Annotated in this window: 21 protein-coding genes and 3 tRNA genes; 18 read left to right on the top strand and 6 right to left on the bottom strand. The window is 22.5% G+C overall.

The window, feature by feature from the left end; translation table 11 throughout:
- The first annotated feature begins 2 nt into the window (after positions 1-2).
- The 6 genes from sufC to H0H49_RS02955 all read left to right on the top strand — a co-directional run bounded on the left by sufC (position 3) and on the right by H0H49_RS02955 (position 4020).
- On the top strand, positions 3-752 hold the full coding sequence (gene sufC / locus H0H49_RS02980) for a Fe-S cluster assembly ATPase SufC (protein ID WP_185864462.1): 750 nt from the start codon (positions 3-5) through the stop codon (positions 750-752).
- A 29-nt stretch (positions 753-781) separates the two neighbouring features.
- On the top strand, positions 782-2107 hold the full coding sequence (sufD, locus tag H0H49_RS02975; RefSeq protein ID WP_185864461.1) for a Fe-S cluster assembly protein SufD: 1326 nt from the start codon (positions 782-784) through the stop codon (positions 2105-2107).
- A 3-nt stretch (positions 2108-2110) separates the two neighbouring features.
- Positions 2111-3349 (top strand): aminotransferase class V-fold PLP-dependent enzyme, encoded by a 1239-nt coding sequence (locus tag H0H49_RS02970; RefSeq protein WP_185864460.1) that lies wholly within the window; start codon positions 2111-2113, stop codon positions 3347-3349.
- Positions 3346-3666: a 50S ribosomal protein L21 gene (rplU, locus tag H0H49_RS02965; RefSeq protein ID WP_185864459.1), complete on the top strand. Its 321-nt coding sequence runs from the start codon at positions 3346-3348 to the stop codon at positions 3664-3666. Before H0H49_RS02970 ends, rplU begins: the two co-directional genes overlap by 4 nt.
- 1 nt (position 3667) lies before the next feature.
- On the top strand, positions 3668-3931 hold the full coding sequence (rpmA, locus tag H0H49_RS02960) for a 50S ribosomal protein L27 (protein WP_185864458.1): 264 nt from the start codon (positions 3668-3670) through the stop codon (positions 3929-3931).
- A gap of 15 nt (positions 3932-3946) precedes the next feature.
- Positions 3947-4020 (top strand) — tRNA-Arg (locus H0H49_RS02955).
- 20 nt (positions 4021-4040) lie between these two features.
- On the opposite strand, the gene H0H49_RS02950 is transcribed toward H0H49_RS02955, so the two are convergent.
- Positions 4041-4114 (bottom strand) — tRNA-Ile (locus H0H49_RS02950).
- A gap of 79 nt (positions 4115-4193) precedes the next feature.
- Here H0H49_RS02950 and H0H49_RS02945 point away from each other — a divergent pair.
- Positions 4194-4493, top strand: coding sequence for a ribosome-binding factor A (locus H0H49_RS02945; RefSeq protein ID WP_185864457.1), 300 nt, complete (start codon positions 4194-4196; stop codon positions 4491-4493).
- A gap of 12 nt (positions 4494-4505) precedes the next feature.
- On the top strand, positions 4506-5735 hold the full coding sequence (locus H0H49_RS02940) for an ABC transporter permease (RefSeq protein WP_185864456.1): 1230 nt from the start codon (positions 4506-4508) through the stop codon (positions 5733-5735).
- Here the strand turns inward: H0H49_RS02940 and H0H49_RS02935 are convergent.
- Both H0H49_RS02935 and H0H49_RS02930 read right to left on the bottom strand, forming a co-directional pair.
- Positions 5726-6643: a ribonuclease Z gene (locus tag H0H49_RS02935; RefSeq protein WP_185864455.1), complete on the bottom strand. Its 918-nt coding sequence runs from the start codon at positions 6641-6643 to the stop codon at positions 5726-5728. The genes H0H49_RS02940 and H0H49_RS02935 overlap by 10 nt on opposite strands.
- A gap of 25 nt (positions 6644-6668) precedes the next feature.
- Positions 6669-7475 carry a type II CAAX endopeptidase family protein gene (locus H0H49_RS02930; protein WP_185864454.1) on the bottom strand — a complete coding sequence of 269 codons (807 nt, stop codon included), beginning with the start codon at positions 7473-7475 and terminating at the stop codon, positions 6669-6671.
- Between the two features lie 151 nt (positions 7476-7626).
- Between H0H49_RS02930 and H0H49_RS02925 the strand changes: the two genes are divergently transcribed.
- A complete protein-coding gene (locus H0H49_RS02925) occupies positions 7627-8802 on the top strand; it encodes a M14 family zinc carboxypeptidase (RefSeq protein ID WP_185864453.1) in 1176 nt (391 codons plus the stop codon).
- 4 nt (positions 8803-8806) lie between these two features.
- Here the strand turns inward: H0H49_RS02925 and rpmH are convergent, their stop codons facing one another.
- Complete coding sequence (gene rpmH / locus H0H49_RS02920; RefSeq protein WP_185864452.1) at positions 8807-8956, bottom strand: 50S ribosomal protein L34; 150 nt, start codon at positions 8954-8956, stop codon at positions 8807-8809.
- Between the two features lie 278 nt (positions 8957-9234).
- Here rpmH and H0H49_RS02915 point away from each other — a divergent pair, with 278 nt between their 5' ends.
- The 7 genes from H0H49_RS02915 (at position 9235) to gap (ending at position 15559) form a co-directional block, all read left to right on the top strand.
- Positions 9235-10578, top strand: coding sequence for a bifunctional UDP-3-O-[3-hydroxymyristoyl] N-acetylglucosamine deacetylase/3-hydroxyacyl-ACP dehydratase (locus H0H49_RS02915; RefSeq protein ID WP_185864451.1), 1344 nt, complete (start codon positions 9235-9237; stop codon positions 10576-10578).
- Positions 10565-11128: an elongation factor P gene (locus tag H0H49_RS02910; protein ID WP_185864450.1), complete on the top strand. Its 564-nt coding sequence runs from the start codon at positions 10565-10567 to the stop codon at positions 11126-11128. Before H0H49_RS02915 ends, H0H49_RS02910 begins: the two co-directional genes overlap by 14 nt.
- Before the next feature lie 21 nt (positions 11129-11149).
- Positions 11150-12034, top strand: a complete 885-nt coding sequence (gene sucD, locus H0H49_RS02905; protein WP_185864449.1) for a succinate--CoA ligase subunit alpha — start codon at positions 11150-11152, stop codon at positions 12032-12034.
- A 13-nt stretch (positions 12035-12047) separates the two neighbouring features.
- Positions 12048-12629 carry an aminoacyl-tRNA hydrolase gene (gene pth / locus H0H49_RS02900; protein WP_185864448.1) on the top strand — a complete coding sequence of 194 codons (582 nt, stop codon included), beginning with the start codon at positions 12048-12050 and terminating at the stop codon, positions 12627-12629.
- A gap of 14 nt (positions 12630-12643) precedes the next feature.
- Positions 12644-12716: transfer RNA gene (locus tag H0H49_RS02895), tRNA-Arg, on the top strand.
- Positions 12717-12737: 21 nt separating this feature from the next.
- Positions 12738-14534: a translation elongation factor 4 gene (lepA, locus tag H0H49_RS02890; protein ID WP_185864447.1), complete on the top strand. Its 1797-nt coding sequence runs from the start codon at positions 12738-12740 to the stop codon at positions 14532-14534.
- Positions 14535-14545: 11 nt separating this feature from the next.
- Positions 14546-15559, top strand: a complete 1014-nt coding sequence (gene gap, locus H0H49_RS02885) for a type I glyceraldehyde-3-phosphate dehydrogenase (protein WP_185864446.1) — start codon at positions 14546-14548, stop codon at positions 15557-15559.
- 23 nt (positions 15560-15582) lie between these two features.
- On the opposite strand, the gene H0H49_RS02880 is transcribed toward gap, so the two are convergent.
- Positions 15583-16017, bottom strand: coding sequence for a type I restriction enzyme HsdR N-terminal domain-containing protein (locus tag H0H49_RS02880; RefSeq protein ID WP_185864445.1), 435 nt, complete (start codon positions 16015-16017; stop codon positions 15583-15585).
- Between the two features lie 57 nt (positions 16018-16074).
- On the opposite strand from H0H49_RS02880, the gene trxB reads away from it, so the two are divergent.
- Both trxB and H0H49_RS02870 read left to right on the top strand, forming a co-directional pair.
- Positions 16075-17007 carry a thioredoxin-disulfide reductase gene (gene trxB, locus H0H49_RS02875; protein WP_185864444.1) on the top strand — a complete coding sequence of 311 codons (933 nt, stop codon included), beginning with the start codon at positions 16075-16077 and terminating at the stop codon, positions 17005-17007.
- A complete protein-coding gene (locus H0H49_RS02870; protein ID WP_185864771.1) occupies positions 17007-18455 on the top strand; it encodes a glycine--tRNA ligase in 1449 nt (482 codons plus the stop codon). The genes trxB and H0H49_RS02870 overlap by 1 nt, the downstream gene beginning before the upstream one ends.
- Here the strand turns inward: H0H49_RS02870 and pheT are convergent, their stop codons facing one another.
- Positions 18456-20534: a phenylalanine--tRNA ligase subunit beta gene (pheT, locus tag H0H49_RS02865; RefSeq protein ID WP_185864443.1), complete on the bottom strand. Its 2079-nt coding sequence runs from the start codon at positions 20532-20534 to the stop codon at positions 18456-18458.
- Positions 20535-20558 lie beyond the last annotated feature (24 nt).

Genomic DNA, 20558 nt, shown 5'->3' with positions numbered 1-20558 from the left:
ATATGCTAATCATAAAAGAATTATACGTTTCTATAGGAGAAAAAAAAGTTATTAATGGAATTAATTTAAAAATATCTCCTGGAGAAATTCATGTAATTATGGGTCCTAATGGTTCTGGTAAAAGTACTCTTGCTTCTGTTATTGCAGGAAAAAAAGAATGTAAAGTTACTGGAGGAAGTATTTATTTCTTAAATAAGAACTTAATGAATCTTTCTCCGGAAGAACGTTCTCATCTAGGTATTTTTCTTTCTTTTCAAAATCCTATAGAAATACGAGGAATGCCTATTATCAATTTTATCAAAACATCTATTAATGCTATTCGAAAAGCTAAAGGAATGGATCATATGTTAGCTAAAGATATTCTTACAAAGGCAAAAAATAAATCTTCTTTTCTAAATTTAGAAAAGGATTTTATTTATCGTTCTTTAAATGATGGATTTTCAGGTGGAGAAAAAAAACGTATTGAAATATTTCAAATGATGATGTTAAATCCATTATTTTCTATTTTAGATGAAGTAGATTCTGGTTTAGATATAGATGCTATTCGTATAGTAGCAAAAGTAATTGATCATTTAAAAAAAAACATGAATTCTACTTTAATTATAACTCATTACAATAGATTATTAGATAGCATAGATTCAGACTATATAATGCATATTTTATATAATGGTAAAATTGTTAAGTCCGGAAATAAAAAATTGGCCAAAAAACTGGAAAAAGAAGGATATGATTGGATAAAAAAAATCAACTAAAGGAAAACTGATTTGTAATTCGAAAATTAATGCAATTAAAAGAAAAAATAATTTTTTTATTAAAAAATTTTTCCTACCAAAAAAATTCGCATATCCGTTCTTTACAAGAACGGAATATTAATTCTTTCAAAAAAGAAGGATTTCTTATTTATGATGATAACTTGTTCAATAAAAAATCTATATATTCTTCTATTAATAAAGTTATTAATAAAGATTATGATATTTTATTGGAAGATATAGAAATAAAAAATAGAAAAAAATATAAGAAAAATATAATAAAAGAAGAAATATTATTAAAAGATGATAATTATTTTTTATTTGTTTTTATAGATGGAGTTTATTATCCAATACGAAAATATTATAATGATATTGATGATGTTACATTATCAAATGTTTTTTTACAAGAAACAAATATGATTAAGGATTTCTACGGGAAATTATCATATAAATATGAACCTTTTAATGCGATTAATACTATCTTTTCAAAAGATGGAGCATTTATTCATATTCAAAATGATGTTTATTTAAAAAAACCTATAGAAATATTATACATTACCACAGGTATGAAACGAAAGTTAATGATAAATATAAGAAATTTAATCATAGTGGGAAAAGGGGCTAATGTTAAAATTATAGAACATCATAAATGTTTAAAAAATAATTCATCATCATTGATAAATATTGTAAATGAAATTTATGCATTAGATAATAGTAAAGTCTCTTTTTATAAGATACAAGATAGATTAAAAGATTCATTTGTTATAGATAATACTTTTATTGAACAAAAAAATAATAGTGTATTTTCTATATATACTTTTTCTTTTCAAGGAGAAACGATTTTGAATAATTTAAAGTTAAATTCTTATGGAGAGAATGCATATTCTTATTTATATGGAATATCTCTTTTATCAAAGAATCAAATAATTGATCAAAATGTATGTGTAAAACATTTGTTTTCAAATACTTATAGTTATCAACTTTATAAGAGTATTTTATGGGAAAAATCTAAGGGTAGATTTAATGGAAAAATATTCATAAATAAATTTTTAAAAGGAATAAATGCATTTCAAAAAAATAATAATATATTACTTTCTGATGAATCAGATATTTATACAAAACCTCAACTAGAAATTTATTCTGAAAATGTAAAATGTTCACATGGATGTACAGTTGGAAATATTCAAGAATCTGAATTATTTTATCTTCAATCTAGAGGTATTCCTGAAAAAGAAGCAAAAATTTTATTATTACTATCTTTTTTAGAAGAAATATTAAAATATATTCATATTCTTCCTTTAAAAAGGATAATTAATGATAGTATAGAAAAAAAACTGAATAAATTAAATGTATTATAATATATGTTGTTAGAAGAAGATATTTTAGAAATAAGAAAAAAATTTCCAATATTAAATAAAAAAGTATATTCTAATCCTTTAGTTTATATAGATAATGCAGCAACTACTCAAAAACCTTCGCAAGTAATTGAAGCATCTAAAAAATATTATTCTTCAATAAATTCTAATATTCATAGAGGGGTTCATTTTTTAAGTCAAAGAGCAACTCATCAATTTGAAAATGTAAGGGAAAAAATACAAAAATTTATTCATGCAAAACATTATTCAGAAATTATTTTTACAAAAGGTACTACAGAATCTATTAACTTAGTAGCATCATGTATTGGCCCATTACTGAATAAAAAAGATGAAATTATTCTTTCCTGCATAGAGCATCATTCTAATATTGTTCCATGGCAAATATTATCTAATAAAATAGGAATTATTTTAAAAGTAGTACAAATAAATGAAAATGGATTATTAGATTTAAAAAATTTTAAATCAATAATTTCAGAAAAAACAAAATTAGTTTCTATTAGTCATATATCCAATGTTTTAGGTATCATTAATCCCATTAAACAGATTATTGATTTATCTCATAAATATGGAGCATTAGTTTTAATAGATGGTGCACAAGCAATTTCTAATTTTAATATAGATATGCAGGATTTAAATGTTGATTTTTACGTTTTTTCTGCTCATAAAATGTATGGTCCAACTGGAATTGGAGTTTTATATGGAAAAAAAGAAATATTAGAAAATTTTGATCCTTACCAATCTGGTGGAGAAATGATTGAAAATGTGAGTTTTAAAAAAAATACAACTTATTCAAAGTTACCATTTAAATTTGAAGCAGGTACTCCAAATATAGAAGGTGTTATTGTTTGGGATGCTGCTATAGATTTTGTAACAGAAATAGGAGTATCAAATATTCAGTGTTATAAAGATAAATTAGTAAAATATGCTACAAAACGTTTGGAATCTATAGATGGAATAAAATTATATGGAAATGATAATAAAAAATCTAGTATTATTTCGTTTAATTTAAAAGATTTTCATCCATTTGATATAGGAAGTATTTTAGATCGTTTAGGGATTGCAGTTCGTACTGGTCATTTATGTGCTCAACCATTAATGGATTTTTTTAGAGTAACAGGAATGATTCGTGCTAGTTTTTCTATTTATAATACTTTTGAAGAAATAGATTACTTATTTGAATCTATTATAAAAGCTAGAAATATTATTAATAAATATAATTTATGAATTATGCTATCGTTAATATACAAGGAATACAATTTAAACTTTTTGAAAATAAATATTTTTATGTTCCTAGACTTTCTGAAAAATTAGGAGATAAAATATCATTAGATAAAGTTTTTTTATTTGTAAGAGAAAAAGAAATTTTTTTAGGAAACCCATTTTTAAATAATGTAACTGTAGAAATAGAGGTTTTAGAACATTTAAAAGGAAAAAAAATTGTTATTTTCAAAAAAAAAAGAAGAAAAGGGTATAAAGTTAAAAAAGGATTTAGGCCTTATTTTACAAAAATAAAAGTAATTTCATTCATTAAAAAAATTTAATATGGCTCATAAAAAAGGTTCAGGTAGTTCTAGAAATGGAAGAGATTCAATAGGAAGAAGATTAGGAGTTAAAATATATGGAAATCAATATGCTAGTTCTGGAAGTATAATAATTCGTCAGCGTGGAACTAAATATCATCCTGGTATCAATGTAGGCATCGGAAAAGATCATACTCTATATGCAATAAAATCTGGATATGTTTGTTTTAAAAAAACAAAAAATAATAAATCTGTAGTATCTATTGTTTTAAATGAAAATCAATAGATATAATAAATAATGGACTGGGTAGTTCAATAGGATAGAACAACAGTTTCCTAAACTGTAAGTTGTGGGTTCGAGTCCCTCCCCGGTTACAAAAATGTTCATGAATAAATGGTCCCAGCCGGATTTGAACCAGCGACTCCCTGATTATGAGTCAGGTGCTCTAACCAACTGAGCTATGGGACCTAATAAAATAATACAATTTTACAACATTATTTTTCCCATTACAAATTTTTATAGTTTTTTTTTCAACTTTTCTAGTTTTATGAAAAAAATTAAAAATGAAAAATTATCTTCAATTCTATTTATAGAAATAGCAGAAATACTAAATGAAGAAGTTCGTTATATAAAAAAAAATTTTTTAGTTACTTTAATGAAAGTAAATATTAATTCTAATATGAATAGAATAAAAGTGTATATCAATATTTATCCATTCTTAGACAAAGAAATTATTTACTTTATTCGATCTAAATCTAGATTTTATAGAAAATTACTTTCTAAAAGACTTAGATATCGTGTAAAAAAAGTGCCAAAATTAGATTTTCGTGTTATTTACAATAATTAGTACATATTTAATATGTATTTTCAAATAGCTATACGTTATCTTTTTTCTAAAAAAAGAATCAATATTGTAAATATAATTGTTATTTTATCTATTATTTCTCTCAGTATTTCTGCATTTTCTTTATCTATAATTTTATTTATTTTTTCTGGACTAGAAGACTTAAGCAAAAATTTTTATGATAAAAATTATCCTGATATTAGGATTTCTTGTCTCAAGAAAAAAGAATTAATGAAAGATAATAATTTTTTAATTATAGAAAAAAAATTGAAATCTGTAAAAGGAATAGAAAATTTTTCTAAAACTATAAAGATAAAGATTATGTTAAATTATATAGATAATAATGATAAAAAATATTTTCTTTATTTAAAAGGAATAGATTCAAAATATGAAAATGTTATAAAAAATTTTAAAAAAGTAGATACAATAAATTCTTTTCAAAAAATAGATGATTTTCCAGTTTATATTGGATTAGATTCTTTTTCTTTCTTATTTCATGATTTACAAATGTTATATAATAATGATATTAGGAATAAAATAACAAATAATCATCATCAAATGATGGAATTATTTTTTTTTTTCTACAAAAATGATAAACCTTTATTGATACGGAAAAATCTATTTATAAAAGGATTTTTCTATTCTGAAAAAATGAATGATTCAAAATATATATTTTGTGATATACATAATATTCAGAATCTTATGAATGAAAAATATTTTCAAACGATAGATATAAAAGTTGATCATACTAATGATATTACTAAAGTTAAACAAAATTTAAAAAATAAATTGGGAAATAAATTTGATATAAAATCAAGAATAGATCAAGAGGAATATTTTCATAAAATATTAAAAATAGAAAGAATATTTATTTATTCATTATTTAGCTTGATATCATTAATTATTGGTTTTAATTTATATAGTGCTATTTTTATACTTCAATTAGATAAAAAGAAACAAATTTTTTTATTATGGAGTTTTGGCGCTATTAAAATAAAAAATATTTTTTTATATACAGGTTTGATAATTACAATATTTGGTTGGTTGATTGGTATTTTATTATCTTTTGTAATATACATATTACAAAAAACATATAAAATATTTAAAATATCAGAAAATGTTATTTTTCCAATAAAATTAACATTAGGAGATTTATGTTTAGTAACATGTACTATTTTAACAATGGGAATAATTTTATCTTTTCTTTCTTCAGAAAGAACAATTTTTATAAAAAATTATAAGTAATATTTTTTTAGAGCTTCTGTAGCTTCTACATTAAAGAATATTTTTTTTGCTTCTTCTTCAAATGATTTTATATTAGGAAATCTATTGGAATAATGTCCTAATAATAATTTTTTTACTTTGGCTTCTTTTGCTATATGAGCAGCTTGATCTGCTGTAGAATGACCGGTATTGATAGCTCTATTTTCTTCTTTTTTTAAGAAAGTAGATTCATGGTATAATAAATCTACATATTTTATACTTTCTATTATAGGTAAGTGAAATGCAGTATCTGAACAATAAGCATATGATAATATTTTAGGTGAATTGAATGTTAATTGCTTATTATAAATTATTTTTCCATCATTAGTTTTAAAATCTTTACCTAATTTTAGGTTTTTATAATGAATAATTTGTATATCAGGTATTTTTTTAATTTCTTCTATATTTAATTTTCTATCACTAGGTTTTTCTTTGAAAAGAAATCCATTTGTATATATTCTATGTTTTAGAGGAATAGAAAAAACTTCTACATTGTCATTTTCCATTATTTTTTCTAACTTATTGGATCCTAATTCTATATATTTTATATAATATTTAAGTTTTGTGTAAGACCATTTAAAATGAATATCAATAATTTCTTTTAAACCTTTAGGTGCATAAATATGAATAGATTTTTCTCTACCCAATAAATGAAATGTAGATAATAAACCTATTAAACCAAAATAATGGTCACCATGTAGATGAGATATAAATATATCTGTAATCTTATTAAATTTTATTTTAGTTCTTCTTAATTGAACTTGTGTGCCTTCTCCACAATCGATAAGAAAATAATGACCTTTCATTTCTAATATTTGAGATGTTGGATGAAATATTTTTGTAGGAATTGAAGAATGACATCCTAAAATGGTTAGTGAAGATTTTTTCATTATTATTTTTTAATAATAATTTCTTCTATAAATTTTGATTTTTCATTTTTTTTCTTAAAAGAAAAAAAGAACCAATAGTTATGATAATCAGTGATATTAATAAAATTATCCATGAATAATTAATGTTTTTTTCTTGTGAAACAATTTTTTCATTTTCCATGAAAAGAAACATAGCAAATAAAGCAAAAGCATTATTGAAAACATGCAATAAAATACAGTTAATAATAGATGATGTTGTAAAATATATAAATCCTATAAAACTACCAACGAAAAGTCCACCAACAAATTGCCATGGATTCATGTGAGTTAATCCAAATAAAAAAGATGAAAACAAAATAGCTTTTACTGGATGTATTTTATTTTTTAACATTCCGTTTAAAATTATTCCTCTAAATAAAACTTCTTCACATATAGGTGCCAGTAATACTGTTGTAGAAAAAAATGGAATTGGATTTTTAGTTTCTTCTTTCAAAAAAAATTCAATTTCTTTATACATATTACCTAATATTGGACCTTCTTTTGGAACTAAAGAAGAAATATACTCATTGAGTATTATCATAGATAACATCATGAAAAATATGATAATATATATGTACCATGGAGAAAGTTTCATGGGTAAATCTATGACAATACTTTTTTTTTGGCATTGATAAGAAAGAAATGTGAATAATAAAACAAAAGGAATAGTATATGATATAGAAAATACCATACCATCTGGTAAATTGATAATTATCAGTAATTTCTTAAAAATTACATTGAAAAAATTTAAAGCAGTAAATGCTATTATTATTAAAAAAGATTCAATATAATTAATTTTAAAATAATTCTTCATAACTAAAAATTCAACTTCTATTTACATATTGTAATATGTATTTATTCATAATACATTTTTGATGAAAACTTTCTTATATAAAAAATTTTATATATTTTGAAATATAAAAATTAGCAAAAGCAAAATGGTTGATTTTTATTTATTATAATATATGTTTTTTTTTGATATAAGATCTTTATTTCGTGATTATGATTCTTTTTTTAAAGATGATAAAATCAGTTTTTATAAAATTTTTAGCTATAATGATTTATTAGAATTACTAAATAATTATGAGAATATGTATTCTCAAATAGGTTTTTCTGTTGAAAAAAGAAAAATTTTTAGAATTAAGTGGGGTTATGGAAATAAAAAAATTCTTATTTGGTCTCAAATGCATGGGAATGAAACAACAGGTACTAAATCTATATTTGATTTACTTCATTTTTTTTCAAAAGAAGAAAATAATGAAATAGTTAAATTTTTAAAAAAAAATTTAACTATTTCATTTATTCCAATGTTAAATCCAGATGGAGCAGAAAAATTTCAAAGAAGAAACGCTATAAATATTGATTTAAATAGAGATGTTATTTCTTTACAATCTCCAGAAATAAAAATATTATTGAACGAAATTGAAAAATATCAACCGGATATTTTATTCAATTTACATGATCAAAGAATCATTTATAATGTAAGTGACTCATTTTTGAATCCTGCTATTTTATCTTTTCTTTCTCCATCTGTCAACAACTCTTCTAGAACAGAAAAAATTTCTAATAGTAGAAAAATATCGATGGGAATTATTTACTGTATGGCAAAAGAAATTAATAAAATTTTACCAAACGTTGGATCTATCAGTAGATTTTCTGATATTATATACCCTACTGCTACTGGAGATAACTTGCAGAAGTTAGGGTATCCTTGTATTCTTATAGAAGCTGGAAATGTCCCAAAAGACTTTCATAAAGAAATAATTAGAAAATATAATACTTTATCTATTATTTCTGGATTAGTTTATTCTATTAAAGATAAATATATTATGGAAAATTATAAATATTATTTTACTATTCCAGAGAGTAAAGAAAATATTTTATATAAAATATATAGAAAAGTTCAAATTCATAAAGATAAGAATATATTTACAGTGGATATAGGTTTGATGGATGTTATTGAAAAAATAGATTTTCAAAAAAAGGAAATTAATTCAATATTAAAAATAGTAGATATAGGAGATTTATCATTTCATTTTGCATATGAAAACTTAATGAGCACTGGTAAAAAATTTCATGGAGTAGGAAAAGAAATTCCAGAAATTGGAGATGTAGAGCATTTAGATTTTCATATTTACTAATTCATTATTTTTTATAGTTGTAAACAGATAATCTTTTTCTACCTTTTTTTCTCCTTCTAGAGATAATCATACGTCCTTTTTTTGTATTCATTCGTTTCATAAATCCATGGATGTTTACTTTTTTTCTTTTAGAAGGTTGATAGGTTCTTTTCATATTTCATAAAAATTGAACAATTAATATAATATAATTAATAATTATTTTTGTTGTTATAATATATCATATTTTTAGTTTTATATTTTTAAAATATAAATTTTTTGGTAAATAAAAAATAATATTAAAATACCAATAATAAATCCTGTTAAAAAAAAAATGATACGTCTTATCATATTATAATAAATTACATAAAGTTTTTATATTTTTTTATGAATTAATCTACTTATTTTGAATAAAACATTCTGTTTTTCGTAAAAAAAATAAAATAAAAATATATTATGCTTGAAAAGCAAAAAACTATTGCAGAAAAAATTTCGATACAAGGATTTGGAACAAAAACTAAAAAGAAAATAACAATAACATTTAAACCAGCTCCAGAAAATACAGGTTTTATTTTCATTAGAACAGATATAGGAAGAAAAAATTGTATAAAAGCAGATTTTTCTTTTTTATTGAAAGAAAAAATAGATAAAGGAATTATTTTAGAGAAAAATGGTTTAAAAATATATGCAATTGAACATGTATTATCTGCTCTCACAGGTATGGATTTGGATAATGTAATTATTGAGTTAGATAATATAGAACCACCTATAATAGAGGATTATTCTTATAAATTTTTTGTAGATGTTATTGAAAAAGCAGGTATTATAGAACAAAATGCAAAAAGGAAGTATTATTCTATAAAAGAAATAATTGATTACGAGAATAAAAAAACAGGAGGAGAGATTATTGCATTACCTTGTAATGATTTTGAAATAATGATTATTACTGATTCAGAGTTATTTGTGCAGGATGTTATTTCAAAATATTTGAATCGATTTGGAAAGAAAATAAAAAATAAAAGTAATTTTTGTTTCTATTTCAAAGAAAAAACGGTAATAAAAAGAATCGATTATTTATCGAAAAAAGAAAATAAAATAAAAATTATAAAAAACAATATGAGGTCTTCTTTTATTTCTATTTTTTCTAATGAAAAAAATGATATAGCTAAATGTCTATTGTTAGATTTTATAGGTTTTCTATCATTAATAGGATTAAGATTAAAAGGAAAATTTATTTTTTATAATCCGGATAATTATATTTTTTTACAATTATTAAATAATTTAAAAAATCAAATTAATAAAGTAAATGAGATAAAGTATATACCTGAATTTAACATAGAAAAAAAACCTATTTTTGATATAAAGAATATTATGAATATTTTACCACATAAACCTCCATTTTTATTAGTAGATAAAATTATAGATTTAAAAAACGATTATATAATAGGAGTAAAAAATGTTACAATGAATGAATCTTTTTTTATAGGTCATTTCCCTAATGAACCGATAATGCCAGGAGTTTTACAAATAGAAGCTATAGCACAAGTTGGAGGTATTCTTATTTTAAATAAATTTAAAAATCCAGAATTATATTCTACATATTTTATTAAAATAGATAATGTTAAATTTAAACATAAAATAGTTCCTGGTGATATTATTATTTTTCAAGTTCATTTGTTAAATTCCTTAAAAAGAGGCATTGTTCATATGAAAGGAAAAGGTTTTGTTAATAAAAAACTTGTAGTTGAAGCAGAAGTTATAGCAAAAATAGTAAAAGTTAAAAAAAATGAACAATATTAAAAAAGGAATTTATATACAATGTAATGGAAATATTTATAAAGTAATAGATTTTCTTCATGTTAAACCAGGAAAAGGATATCCATTCATAAGAACTAAATTAAAAAATGTTATTACAGAAAATATATTGGAATATAATTTTTCATCGAAGCATCAACTAAAAATAGCTAAAATAAATTCATATTTTTATAAGTATTTATATAAAGATAAATTTTTTTTCTATTTTATGAATGATCATACCTATGATCAAATACAAATAGAAAAAAAATTGATAAAAAATATTAAATTTCTAAAAGAAGGCACGAAAGTTTGTCTTTTTTTTCACATAATAGATAATGAAAAAAAAGATTTTTTATTTTTAAAAATGCCTACTACTGTCATTCTTAAAGTTAAATTTACAGAAAATATGAAAAAAGGAGATACTATTAATAATACAAATAAAATTGCTATTTTAGAAACAGGAACTAAACTATTGGTTCCTTCTTTTATTAATATAGGAGATCTATTAAAAATTAATACAGAAAATGAATCTTATATAGAAAGAATAAGATAAATTTTTTAGAAAAAAAATTTCATGAGTATTTTAATAAATAAAGAAAATAAAGTCATTGTACAAGGACTTACTGGAAAAGAAGGATTATTTCATACAGAACAAATGATAAATTATGGAACTTCTATTGTTGGAGGGATCACTCCAGGAAAAGGAGGAACAACTTGTTTAAATATTCCCATTTTTAATACTGTAGAAGAAGCAATTAATAAAACAAAAGCAGATGTTAGCGTTATTTTCGTACCTCATTTTTTTGCTGCAGATGCTATTATAGAATCTATATATGCCAATGTTAAATTGATTGTATGTATTACAGAAGGAATTCCAGTTTCTGATATAATTAAAATAAAAGAATTTTTGAAAAAAGAAAATAAGTCAAAATTAATTGGTCCAAATTGTCCTGGAATTATTTCTCCAAAAGAATCAAAAGTAGGAATAATGCCTAATTCTATTTTTAATAAAAAAGGTAAAATTGGTATTATTTCTAGATCTGGAACATTAACATATGAAGCTGCAGATCAAATTGTAAAATTGGGTTATGGAATTTCTACTGCAATAGGTATTGGCGGAGACACTATTGTTGGAATGAATGTTAAAGATATTTTAAAATTATTTTTAGAAGATCCTGAAACAGAATGTATTGTTATGATAGGTGAAATAGGCGGAAAGTTAGAAATTGAGGCATCTGAATGGATAAAAATGAAAAAAAATAAAAAACCTATTATAGCTTTTATAGCAGGTATAACAGCTCCTGAAGGAAAAACTATGGGGCATGCTGGAGCAATTGTAGGTAAAAAAATAGAAACAGCACAAGTAAAAATGAATATATTAGAAAAGAATGGAGTACATATAGTCAAGTCTCCAGAGAATATAGGAATAACAGTTCATAATATATTACAATCTGTATAAAAAATTTATTATTATGATCAATAAATCGGAAAAATTTCTAATAATTGGATTAGGTAACCCTGGAAATATTTACCAAAATACAAGACATAATATTGGATTTATGATATTAGATCAATTTTCTAAAAGTCATTCTTTTTCTTTTTCAAAAGATAAACTAGGATTAGTTTCAAAATTAAATTATGAAAATAAAATTATTTTTTTTTTAAAACCCTCTACCTATATTAATTATAGTGGTAAATCAGTAAAATATTGGATGATAAAAAAAAGAATTCTTTTAAAAAAAATACTTGTTATTTCAGATGATATTTATCTTGATTTTGGAATGTTTCGTTTAAGAGAAAAAGGAGGTGATGGAGGTCATAATGGATTGAAAAACATAGAAAAAGAAATAGGAACTTCAAATTATGCTAGACTTCGTTTTGGAATTAAAAAAAGTTTTAAAAAAAAAATAGAAGATTATGTATTAAGTCATTGGAAAAATGAAGAATTAAAATTTCTTATCCCAAAATTAGATTTAGGAACAAGAATAATATTGTCTTTTGTAAAAGATGGATTACAAAATACTATGAATAAATTTAATAATAAAATTAAATAAAGAATGAAATAATGGACCTTGTAGTTTAATAGGATAGAATATAGAATTCCGATTTCTATGGTATGGGTTCGATCCCCTTCAAGGTTATTTTTTAATTATCATATTATTATGATCCGTAATATTCGTAATTTTTGCATTATAGCACATATAGATCATGGAAAAAGTACATTAGCAGACCGTTTATTAGAATTTACAAAAACAGTATCTAAAGCAAAAAAAAATCAATTATTGGATGATATGGAGTTAGAAAGAGAACGTGGTATAACAATAAAAAGTCATGCAGTACAAATGAAATATGTATTTCAAAATAAAACATATACTTTAAATTTAATAGATACTCCTGGACATGTAGATTTTTCTTATGAAGTTTCACGTTCTATTGCAGCTTGTGAAGGAGCTTTACTTGTAATAGACTGTACAAAAAGCGTTCAAGCTCAAACTATATCAAACCTTTATTTAGCATTAAAAAAAAATCTTATTATAATACCAATTTTAAATAAGATTGATTTATATGAATACAATTCCTCAGAAGAAGTAATGAAGGAAATAATAGAATTAGTAGAATGTAAAAAAGAAGATATTATTCCTGTAAGTGCTAAAAAAGGTTTAGGTATTAAAAATGTATTAGATCAAATTGTTAAACGCATTCCTTGCCCAAAGGGAAATGCTAAAGCTCCATTACAAGCTATTATTTTTGATTCTTTATATAATCCTTTTACAGGAATAGAAGTTTTTTTTAGAGTAAAAAATGGTTGTATACGAAAGGGGCAAAAACTAAAATTCATGTCTACAGGAAAGACTTTTTATGCTTATGACATAGGAATTTTACAACTGAAAAGAATATCAAAAAATGAAATTAATACAGGAGATGTTGGATATATTATTTCTGGAATAAAAAATACTCATGAGGTTATAGTAGGAGATACAATAACTGATGCAAATAATCCTGCTTTGGAACCTATAGAAAAATTTGACATAGTAAAACCTATGGTTTTTGCTAGTTTATATCCAGTGGATTCTAATCAATATGAAGAATTACGTTCTTCAATAGAAAAATTGCAATTAAACGATGCTTCTCTTACTTTTAAATCTGAATCTTCTTCTGCTTTAGGATTTGGATTTCATTGTGGTTTTTTAGGGTTGCTTCATATGGAAATTATTAGAGATAGACTGGAAAGAGAATATGGTGTATCTGTTATTATTACTATTCCTAATGTTTCTTATAAAGTTTATTTTAAAAATAATGAAATAATAATTATTAATAATCCTTCAGATTTTCCAGAATCTGAAAAATTGAAAAAAATAGAAGAACCTTATGTTTCAGTTACAATATTTGCCAAAGATATATATATGGGAAATATATTATCTTTATGTATTAATAAACGTGGAACTATGATTGGTAATCAGCATTATCTAACGTCTGGAAGAATAAAAATATCTTTTGAAATTCCTTTATCTGAAATTATATTTGATTTTTATGATAAATTAAAAACCATTTCTAGAGGGTATGCTTCTTTTGATTATAATTTCATCGGTTATAAAGAATCAGATTTGAAAAAAATTACCGTACTAGTTAATCATGAAAAAATAGAGGCATTATCTTTATTGGTTCATAAAAGTGAAGCTTTTATTGTAGCAAAAAAAGTATGTCAAAAATTAGCAGAATCAATACCAAAACATCAATTTTCTATACCTATTCAAGTTTCTATGTCCGGAAAAATTATAGCAAGAGAAACTATTAAATCTTTTAGAAAAAACGTAATAGATAAATGTTATGGTGGAGATATTTCTAGAAAAAAAAAGCTTTTAGATAAACAAAAAAAAGGAAAGAAAAAAATGCGTCAAATAGGAAAAGTTGAAATACCATCATCTACTTTTATAACTTTTCTAAAAGTTAAAAATTAATAAAATTTTTTATGTCTATTAAAATAGGAATAAATGGAATTGGCAGGATAGGAAAACTAGTTTTCCTATCCGCTTTGGATCGAAAAAAAATTGAAATTGTATCTGTAAATGATTTGATTCCCATAGAGTATTTGGCTTACATATTAAAATATGATTCTATTCATAGTCATATTAAAGCGGATATTAATATAGAAAATGATAATTATTTAGTTGTAAATGGAAGTCGGATAAGAGTAACTAGCGAAAAAGATCCAGCAAAATTAATTTGGGGAAAATTAAATGTAGAATATGTTATTGAATCTACTGGACTTTTCTTAACAAAAAATTTAGCAAGTTTACATTTAAATTCAGGAGCTAAAAAAGTGATATTATCAGCACCTCCTAAAGATGATGATATTCCAATGTTTGTTATGGGTGTTAATCATAAAAAAATAAATAATAATCATCATATTATATCTAATGCTTCTTGTACTACAAATTGTTTATCTCCAATTGTTAAAGTATTGGATGATAATTTTGGAATTTTAGAAGGTTTAATGACTACTATACATGCCTCTACTGCTACTCAGAAAGTAGTAGATTCTATTTCACAAAAAGACTGGAGATCTGGAAGATCCTCATTAATTAATATTATACCATCTTCCACAGGAGCTGCAAATGCAGTAGGAAAAATAATTCCAAATTTGAATGGAAAATTAACTGGTATGGCTTTTAGAGTTCCTATTGCAGATGTTTCTGTGTTAGATTTTACAGTTTATTTAAAAAATAGTACAGATTATAAATCTGTTAAATATTGTATAAAAAAAGCTTCTAAAGGTTATTTAAAAGGAATTTTAGGTTATACGGAAGATGCTGTAGTATCAACTGATTTTATAGGAGATAAAAGAATTTCCATTTTTGATGCAAATTCAAGTATCATGTTAAGTCCAAATTTTTTAAAGGTTATTTCTTGGTATGATAATGAAGTAGGTTATTCTAATAAATTAATAGATATTGTGGAATATATTCATTCTATAAAAAAATAATAGAAAATCTATATATTTATTATTTATGGTATATATTTTATAAAAAAATAATTTTTTTTTATTTTATTTACTTTATAAACAAAATTTTTTATTCCATTACTTATCATTAGATAAGGAGACTGTATGATTTTATTATATATAGCAATTTGATTAAAAACTTTTTGGTTTATAGGAACAGTAGGTGATTTACATTCAACCAATATATGAGGTTGATTATTTAATAATACCAGTATATCTAACCTTTTGGATAGATTACCTATTTTTATAGGTAATTCCACCATAATATTGGAATTTTTATAGTTTTTTATTTTTTTTAATAAAAAGATTACATATTGACGTACTAATTCTTCCTGAGAAAAAATAAGAAATTTTTTTCTTATAACACAGTATACAAAATTTTTATTTTTTATTGTACTTATATATAAAAACTTTTTTATAAAAATATTAAAAAATATCATTTTATTTTTTATTTTAAAATAAAATAGTAAAAATATTAAAATATATAAAAAATTTATATGGAAAAAATACATAATTGTGTAATTATTGGATCTGGTCCTGCTGGTTATTCATCGGCAATTTATGCTGCACGTGCAGGACTTTATCCAATTTTATTTTCTGGTTTTCAACCAGGTGGACAATTAACGACTACAAGTATGATTGATAATTATCTTGGATTTCCAAAAGGAATTAGTGGAAATGATTTTATGGATAATTGTAGAAAACAAGCAAAACGTTTTAACACTAAAATAATAAATAAATCTGTTACAAAAGTTTCTTTTTCTACTGAAAAAAAAGGAATACATTATATTTTTTTAAATAAAGAATCTATAATAAAAAGTATAGGAGTAATTATAGCAACAGGATCAAGCCCAAAATTTTTAGGAATAGATAACGAAAAAAGATTGATAGGTTTAGGAATTTCCTTTTGCGCTACTTGTGATGGATTTTTTCATAGGAATAAGGATATAGCAGTAGTAGGTGGAGGGGATAGTGCTTTAGAAGAAGCTAATTATTTATCTAATATTTGTAGAAAAGTATATTTATTAGTTAGGAAAGATTACTTAAGAGCTTCTAAAATTTTACAGAATCGCATTTTTAGTAAAAAAAATATATATATTTTGTATAATTCTAATGTTATAGAAATTATAGGTAATGATTTTTTGGAATCAATCAAAATACTTAATAATAAAAATAAAACCAAAAATATAATTTCAATTAGCGGATTATTTATAGCAATAGGACATATTCCTAATACAAGTATATTTAAAAATGAATTAGAATTAAATAAAAATGGATATATTATTACAAAAAAAGGAAGAACTATGACAAATAAACCAGGAATATTTGCTGCAGGAGATGTTCAAGATTATATTTATAGGCAAGCTATAACATCAGCTGGATCTGGATGTATGGCTGCATTAGATTTAGAAAGGTATTTATCTTCATGATGATTAAAAATCAAGAAAATAAAAATTTTATTCATTTTTTAGCTTCCCATGCAAAAAATAATGGATTCATTTTCTCTTCTAGCGAAATTTATGGAGGATTGAATGCTGTTTATGATTATGGTCAGTATGGTGTTGAGTTAAAAAATAATATTAAAGAATATTGGTGGAGATCAATGGTATTTCTTCATAAAAATATAGTAGGATTAGATTCATCTATTCTGATGCATCCTAATATTTGGAAAGCTTCTGGACATATTGATGAATTTAATGAGTTATTAATAGATAATAAAGATTCTAAAAAAAGATATTGTCCTGATATTCTAATTAAAAAATATGTAGAAAATAATTTTTCAAAATGTTCTAAAAGAAAAAAAGAAATATTTTTTCGTTTATCTAAATCGTTAAAAGAAAAAAATTATTCAGATATCAGAATTTTAATTGATGAATTAAATATTTGTGATCCTGTTTCTGGAACAAAAAATTGGACAAAAATTCGTTATTTTAATATGATGTTTAAAATTAAGGAAGAAATAGAAAAAGATTTATTTCTTCGTCCAGAAACATCTCAAGGTATATTCTCTAATTTTAATAACATTAAAAAATCTAGTAGAATGAAAATACCATTTGGAGTAGCTCAAATAGGAAAATCATTTAGAAACGAAATAATAGCAAGACAATTTTTGTTTAGATTACGTGAATTTGAACAAATGGAAATGTTATTTTTTATACATCCAAATGAAGAAAAAAAATGGTATGAATATTGGAAAAATATTCGTTTTAAATGGCATTTATTGTTAAAATTAGGAGATAATAAATATAAATTAAGTTATCATAAAAATCTTGCCCACTACGCTAGTGCAGGTACTGATATAGAATTCAATTTTCCATTTGGATTCAAAGAAATAGAAGGAATACATTGCCGTAGAGATTTTGATTTAAAAAAACATGAATCTTTATCTAATAAAAAATTTAGAGTATTTGATTCAAATAAAAATAACTACATTCCTTATGTAATAGAAACCTCTTTAGGATTAGATCGTGTTTTTTTAGCCATATTTTCTTCTTCCTTAGAAATAGAAAAATTAGAAAATGGAACAGAACGTACAGTATTAAAACTTCCATCATTTTTATCTCCTGTAAAAGCAGCAATATTTCCATTAGTTAAAAAAGATGGATTACCGGAAATAGCAAAAAAAATTTTTAATAAAATAAAAATTAATTATAGATTAGTTTATTCTCAAAAAGCATCTATAGGAAAATTATATAGAATACAAGATGCAATAGGAACACCTTTATGTTTTACTGTAGATTATAAAACTGTAGAAACGAATACAGTAACTGTTAGATATAGAGATACAATGAAACAAAAAAGAATTCATATAAAAAAAATACCTGATATAATAGACAAAGTAACAGGATTTGAACAAGTTTTAAAAGAATTATATTAACTACTTATTTCTTATTTCAGCATCTAATTTTTCTATTAAAGTATTTTCTATTTTTTTCATTGATGATCTAATTTCTTCATTAGATAATGTTTTTTTTTCACTTTCAAATAAAAAATTAATAGTATACGATTTTTTTGAATTAGGAATATTTTTTCCTTGATAAAAATCATATATCCGTATTTTTTTTATCAATTTATCTTTTTGATTTTTTATTAATTGATTTATTTCTTCAAAAGAAATTTTGTCATTGACAATAAAAGATAAATCTCTTTTTGAAGAAGGATATATTGATAATGGAAAAAAAATAACATTTACTTCTTGAATAATAGAAATTAGATATTCCCAATCTATTTCTGCGTAGAATAATATATGATTATTTTTTCCAATAATTTTTTTCAATTTTCCTAATTCTACTAAATTTTTATTATTATATAATATAGATATACCATTTTTTAATAATGGATGATTTGAATATTTTTGTGTATAATTTATAATTCCACTTTTTTGAAATATTTGTTCAATAATACCTTTTAAATAGAAAAAATTTTCATTTTCAATATGATATTTTTTTGATATAAGAATACCTAATTTTTTTTTTTCAAATAATTTTCCATTTTTTTTATAGTATATTTTTCCTATTTCAAAAAATTTTATATTATTTATTCCTCTATCATAGTTGTATGATACAGAATCTATCATTCCAAATAATAAACTATTTCTCAAAAATTTAGAATTTTTATTAATAGGATTTATGACACTAATTTCTTTTATTTTCATAAAATAATTAAGCAATAAAGAATATTTATCCATATTTCTCATAGTTGAAGATATAATTTCTTTAAATCCATAAGAAATTAATTTTCCAATTAAAATTTTTTGTATATTCCATTCTGTTTTATGAAAAAAATTAGGAAGTGGTGATATTTTTACTTTATTAGGTATTTTTATTTTATTTACTCCATAAATACGTAATATTTCTTCTATTAAATCTATTTCTCTATGAACATCTGTTCTATAAATAGGAACAATGACTGATAAACATTTATGATCTTCTGATTTAATAGTTATTTCTAATAATGAAAGTATTTTTTTTATTTTATTTTTTGATATACTATTTCCTAATATATTTTTTATTCTTTTATAACGTAATTTAATTATTAATGGTTTATTTGGTGTAGGATAAAAATCAATAATTTTGGAAAAAATTTTTTTTGTATTTATTATCTGATTTATAAGAAAAGATGTTCTATTTAATGCAAAAAGAGATTGATATGGTTCTATTTTTCTTTTTTCAAATATGTTTTGGGATTGTTTATCAATGTTTAAATATTTTTTAATAGAATGATTGACAGAAAAATCAAAACAAGCAATTCCTAAAAATATATTTTTTGTATTTTTATTTACAATAGACCTATTGTCAGGAATAATACCTGCTATGGATAATGGTTTTTTTTCATCATATATAACAAAAAAATTTTCTAGATTTAATTTTTTTTTGACATTTTCTTTTAAATGAAAAATATTATCTTTATTTGAATTCTTTATAAGAATTTTATTTCCTTTTATTTTATCTAAATCAAATACATGTATAGGCAATCCTAATTCATTACTTACAAAGTTTGTAATGTCTATTATATTGTTTATTGTTTTTATTCCTATCGATTTTAATCGAAAAATTAACCAATCTGGAGAATTATCTATTTTTACTTGAAAAATAGACATTCCAGAATATCTTTTTATAAAATATTTATTTTTTTCAAAAATTTTAATATTAAAGTAATCAATATTACTATTATATATTTTTTCATCATCACTTATTATTGGAGGTTTAGATAATAAAACTTTATTTCCACGAAATTTTAAAACAGCATATAAATCTCTTGCTATTCCGTAATGACTCATTGCATCAGTTCGATTGGGTGTGATTTCCACATCTAGAATATAATCTTTCATTTCATTATGAAATATTTTTTTGATATTTTTTACAGGTAAACCAATATCACTCAGTGTATTAGATATTTGATTTACATTAAAATCAGTAGATATATATTCTTTAATCCAATTATATGATATTATCATTACTAATTTAGTATTTTATTTTAT

This window comes from Blattabacterium cuenoti, from assembly GCF_014252035.1.
Classification (GTDB): domain Bacteria; phylum Bacteroidota; class Bacteroidia; order Flavobacteriales; family Blattabacteriaceae; genus Blattabacterium; species Blattabacterium cuenoti_Z.
The sequence above is the reverse complement of the archived record's forward strand: the minus strand, read 5'-3'. Positions and strand labels throughout refer to the sequence as shown.

What these genes read in the sequence shown, in the direction of transcription:
- H0H49_RS02910 (WP_185864450.1), top strand. Translation starts at nt 10,565, where the DNA reads ATGAACAATATTAAAAAAGGAATTTATATACAATGTAATGGAAATATT.
- sucD (WP_185864449.1), top strand. Translation starts at nt 11,150, where the DNA reads ATGAGTATTTTAATAAATAAAGAAAATAAAGTCATTGTACAAGGACTT.
- trxB (WP_185864444.1), top strand. Translation starts at nt 16,075, where the DNA reads ATGGAAAAAATACATAATTGTGTAATTATTGGATCTGGTCCTGCTGGT.
- pheT (WP_185864443.1), bottom strand. Translation starts at nt 20,534, where the DNA reads ATGATAATATCATATAATTGGATTAAAGAATATATATCTACTGATTTT.
- sufD (WP_185864461.1), top strand. Translation starts at nt 782, where the DNA reads ATGCAATTAAAAGAAAAAATAATTTTTTTATTAAAAAATTTTTCCTAC.
- H0H49_RS02870 (WP_185864771.1), top strand. Translation starts at nt 17,007, where the DNA reads ATGATTAAAAATCAAGAAAATAAAAATTTTATTCATTTTTTAGCTTCC.
- sufC (WP_185864462.1), top strand. Translation starts at nt 3, where the DNA reads ATGCTAATCATAAAAGAATTATACGTTTCTATAGGAGAAAAAAAAGTT.
- pth (WP_185864448.1), top strand. Translation starts at nt 12,048, where the DNA reads ATGATCAATAAATCGGAAAAATTTCTAATAATTGGATTAGGTAACCCT.
- H0H49_RS02930 (WP_185864454.1), bottom strand. Translation starts at nt 7,475, where the DNA reads ATGAAGAATTATTTTAAAATTAATTATATTGAATCTTTTTTAATAATA.
- H0H49_RS02935 (WP_185864455.1), bottom strand. Translation starts at nt 6,643, where the DNA reads ATGAAAAAATCTTCACTAACCATTTTAGGATGTCATTCTTCAATTCCT.
- rpmH (WP_185864452.1), bottom strand. Translation starts at nt 8,956, where the DNA reads ATGAAAAGAACCTATCAACCTTCTAAAAGAAAAAAAGTAAACATCCAT.
- H0H49_RS02915 (WP_185864451.1), top strand. Translation starts at nt 9,235, where the DNA reads ATGCTTGAAAAGCAAAAAACTATTGCAGAAAAAATTTCGATACAAGGA.
- H0H49_RS02940 (WP_185864456.1), top strand. Translation starts at nt 4,506, where the DNA reads ATGTATTTTCAAATAGCTATACGTTATCTTTTTTCTAAAAAAAGAATC.
- rpmA (WP_185864458.1), top strand. Translation starts at nt 3,668, where the DNA reads ATGGCTCATAAAAAAGGTTCAGGTAGTTCTAGAAATGGAAGAGATTCA.
- gap (WP_185864446.1), top strand. Translation starts at nt 14,546, where the DNA reads ATGTCTATTAAAATAGGAATAAATGGAATTGGCAGGATAGGAAAACTA.
- lepA (WP_185864447.1), top strand. Translation starts at nt 12,738, where the DNA reads ATGATCCGTAATATTCGTAATTTTTGCATTATAGCACATATAGATCAT.
- rplU (WP_185864459.1), top strand. Translation starts at nt 3,346, where the DNA reads ATGAATTATGCTATCGTTAATATACAAGGAATACAATTTAAACTTTTT.
- H0H49_RS02970 (WP_185864460.1), top strand. Translation starts at nt 2,111, where the DNA reads ATGTTGTTAGAAGAAGATATTTTAGAAATAAGAAAAAAATTTCCAATA.
- H0H49_RS02945 (WP_185864457.1), top strand. Translation starts at nt 4,194, where the DNA reads ATGAAAAAAATTAAAAATGAAAAATTATCTTCAATTCTATTTATAGAA.
- H0H49_RS02925 (WP_185864453.1), top strand. Translation starts at nt 7,627, where the DNA reads ATGTTTTTTTTTGATATAAGATCTTTATTTCGTGATTATGATTCTTTT.
- H0H49_RS02880 (WP_185864445.1), bottom strand. Translation starts at nt 16,017, where the DNA reads ATGATATTTTTTAATATTTTTATAAAAAAGTTTTTATATATAAGTACA.